This is a genomic window from Actinomycetota bacterium (assembly GCA_030774015.1).
Lineage (GTDB): Bacteria > Actinomycetota > UBA4738 > UBA4738 > JACQTL01 > JALYLZ01.
The window spans coordinates 1-3153 of record JALYLZ010000139.1 but is presented as its reverse complement, the minus strand read 5'-3'; the positions used below and the strand labels follow the sequence as shown (position 1 = coordinate 3153).

Below are 3153 nucleotides of genomic sequence, written 5' to 3'. Positions count from 1 at the left end.
CATCTCGGTTAACCGGCCACGGCAGAGCCGGGCGAGAGTGCGCCATCCGGCGCTCGGACCGAGTGTCAGAGGGGGGAGGCACACTGTCGTCGAACGTGGGTTCGAGGAGGGGACTGGTGAAGCTTCGGGTCGTGCGAACGGACCAGGGACACCGCCTGGCGGGGTCCGGGCAAGGCGTGGCCCTGGCCAACCGGTTCCTGTGCCACCTCGGGACACGCGGGTTCTCCGCCGCCACCGTCCGCGCCTACGCGTACGACTTGCTGAACTTCGCCCGGTTCCTCGATGAGCGGCGCCTGTCCCTGACGGATCTCGTCCCCACGGACTTCTTCGACTACCTGGAGTGGCAGGGTCGCCAGAAGGTCACCCAGGGGGCGAAGGTGGTCCGGCTGAGCGAACATCGAGGTGCGGCGCCGGCGACCTTGAACCGGCGCATCGCCGCGGTGCGAGGGCTGCTGCAGTACGGGGTGCTGGCCGGGGTGCGCGGGGACAACCCAGTGCCCGCGGCCCGCCGGAGCCAGGGGCTCCGTCCGAAGCGCCGGGGAATGCTCGGCCACCTCGGTCCGTCCCGCCCAAGAGCCGACGGCCGGCTCGTCCGGCAGGCGCGGCGGCTCCCGGAGAACTTGGAGGCGACGGACGTGTCGGCCTTCCTGGCGGACCTCGGGACCCATCGGGACCGGGCCATCGCCTTGGCCATGGTCCTCGGAGGCCTCCGGGCGGGCGAGGTCCGCTCGCTCAGGCTGGTCGACGTCGACTTCGGCCTGGGGCGGGTCCGGGTGGTGGGCAAGGGAGGACGGGAGCGAACCATCCCGGTGGACCGGGCGTTCTTCGCGGAGGTCGCGGCGTACCTGCGCACCGAGCGCCCCCAGGGCCTGATGACGCCGGAGTGCTTCGTGGTCCTGCAGGGGCGCACCGCCGGGCGGCCGCTCACCGAGGCCGGCCTTCGGAGCGTGTTTCGCTACCATCGGGCGCGCTCCGGGGCGACCCGGGTCCGGCCCCATCGGCTCCGCCACACCTACGGCACGGACCTTGCCCAGGCCGGGGTGGACCTGCTCGTGCTGCGGGAGCTGATGGGGCATGCCAGCCCCGAGTCCACGGCTCTGTACGTCCACCTCTCCCCCGAGCACCTGGCCGCGGAGTACGCGGCGGCCCGGGCGGTGATGGAGCCATGACCGCCCCCGTGCCCCGGCACGCCACCGCCGCCGATCATGGCCTGATCGAGAGCTACGCTGGGTTCTGCCACCGGATCGGGGTGAGCGACCGGACGCTCCGAGACCGCCTGCGGGCCGCCCGGGCGTTCCTGGCTCAGCACCCCGACCTCCGGGCCTGGGTGGACCGTCCCCTTCAGGCTCGCCTGGGCGACCTTCGCCGCATGAACGCCTGGCCCCTCTTGTCCTGGGCCATGTGCGACCGCCAGATCGAGCTCGACGCCGACCTGCTGGTGGCGAAGGATCTCGGCGGGTTCGGGCTGACCGCCGAGCGGTACTGGGCCGAGGACTTCCGTGCAGCCAGGGCGGCGGCCGGGCGGCTGGGGTGGTCGGCGAACTGGTCGAACGCGGTGCTCCGCGAGACCCTGCCCCTGGTCCTCGCGTGGACCGGCAAAGGCATGGGCGAGCTAGTCCCGGCCGATCTGGACCGGTTCGGCGCGGCCGTCACGTCCTCGCCGCATGCGACCCGGTGGGCCCGGCGCGGGTACCGCTCCCGCCTGCACAGCGTGCGGGTGCTTCTCTACGAGTGCGGGGTGTTCGACGAGCCGCCTCGGCGCGCGTACGCGGCCGCCTCTCTGGCGGAGCGCCTGGAGCCGGTGGCGGCGCCGGAGATCCGCCGGGCCATGCTCCGCTACGTGGAGACCCGCGCCTCGGTGCTCGCACGGGCCACGATCGAGTCGCTGGCAGGGGACCTTCTCACGTTCGGCTCCTACCTCGCCCAGCACCACCCCGAGGTGTCCTCCCTCCGGGAGCTCGAACGGGCCCACGTGGAGGGCTTCCTGGCCTGGAACCGGACCCGTCACTGGCGGGGCCGGGTGGCCCGGCCCAAAGTCGTCTCGGCCAGCGTGGCCCACCAGGCCGTGCTGTCGGTGCGGAACTTCTTGGACGACATCGCCCTGTGGGGGTGGTCGGAGCGGCCCCCGCGCACGGTGGTGTTCGCCTCCGACGTCCCCAAGCTGCCCCGTCCCCTTCCCCGGGCTCTCGCTCCCGACGTGGACGCCGCGCTCATGGCCGAGGTCGCTCGCCTGAAGGACCCCTTCGCCCGGTGCGCCATCACCTTGCTCAGGCGGGCCGGGCTCCGCCTCGGGGAGTGCCTGGACCTCGAGCTCGGCTGCGTGGTCGACTACGGGGCCGCCGGGACCTGGCTCAGGGTCCCCCTGGGAAAGCTCGGCACCGAGCGGTCCGTTCCCCTGGACCCCGCCGCGGTCGCCCTCCTCGACGCCTGGGTGAGCGAGCGAGGCCAGGAACGAGCGCGGCCGCATCCGCGCACCGGCCGCCCCGCCGACTTCCTGTTCGTCGAGCGGGGCCATCGCCTGAGTGGCTGGCGCATCCGGCAGGGACTGGTCACGGCCGCCGAGGGTGCCGGCCTGACCGGCCCGGACGGCCGCCCGCTCAGGGTGACCCCCCATCAGCTCCGGCACACGTATGCGACGGAGCTCGCCAACGCCGGCATGAGCCTGCAGGCCCTCATGGCCCTGCTCGGCCACGTCACGGCGGAGATGACCCTGCGCTACGCGGCCCTCGCCTCACCGACCCTCCGAGCCGCCTACGACACGGCCATGGGCAAGGTCCGGAAGGCGCTTCCGCTCGTTCCGGCCGGAAGGCCGCAGGTGCCGGCCAAGGTGGACTGGCTCTCCTCGGAGTTCCTCAAGACCAGGGTGGCCACGGGCTACTGCTCCCGGCACCTGAGCGCCGGGGCCTGTCCCTACGCCAACGTGTGCGAGACGTGCGAGAACTTCGTCCCGGCCCCGGAGTTCGTGCCCGCCATCAGGAACCAGCTGGCCGATGTCCATGCCCTCCGGGAGGATGCCCGCGGCCGAGGATGGGACAGCGAGGTGGAGCGTCACGGCCGGGTGGCCGAGGCCTTGGAAAGTCACCTGGAAGGTCTCGAGAAATTGGCTTCGTCGAAGGAAGGACTTGACACGGCACCCGTGGCCGGTTAATCGAG

At 72.6% G+C, this 3153-nt stretch carries 2 protein-coding genes; both read left to right on the top strand.

What is annotated here, in order from left to right; translation table 11 throughout:
• Window positions 1-116 precede the first annotated feature (116 nt).
• Window positions 117-1169 carry a tyrosine-type recombinase/integrase gene (locus tag M3Q23_14030; GenBank protein MDP9343178.1) on the top strand — a complete coding sequence of 351 codons (1053 nt, stop codon included), beginning with the start codon at window positions 117-119 and terminating at the stop codon, window positions 1167-1169.
• Window positions 1166-3148 (top strand): tyrosine-type recombinase/integrase, encoded by a 1983-nt coding sequence (locus M3Q23_14025; GenBank protein MDP9343177.1) that lies wholly within the window; start codon window positions 1166-1168, stop codon window positions 3146-3148. The genes M3Q23_14030 and M3Q23_14025 overlap by 4 nt, the downstream gene beginning before the upstream one ends.
• Window positions 3149-3153 lie beyond the last annotated feature (5 nt).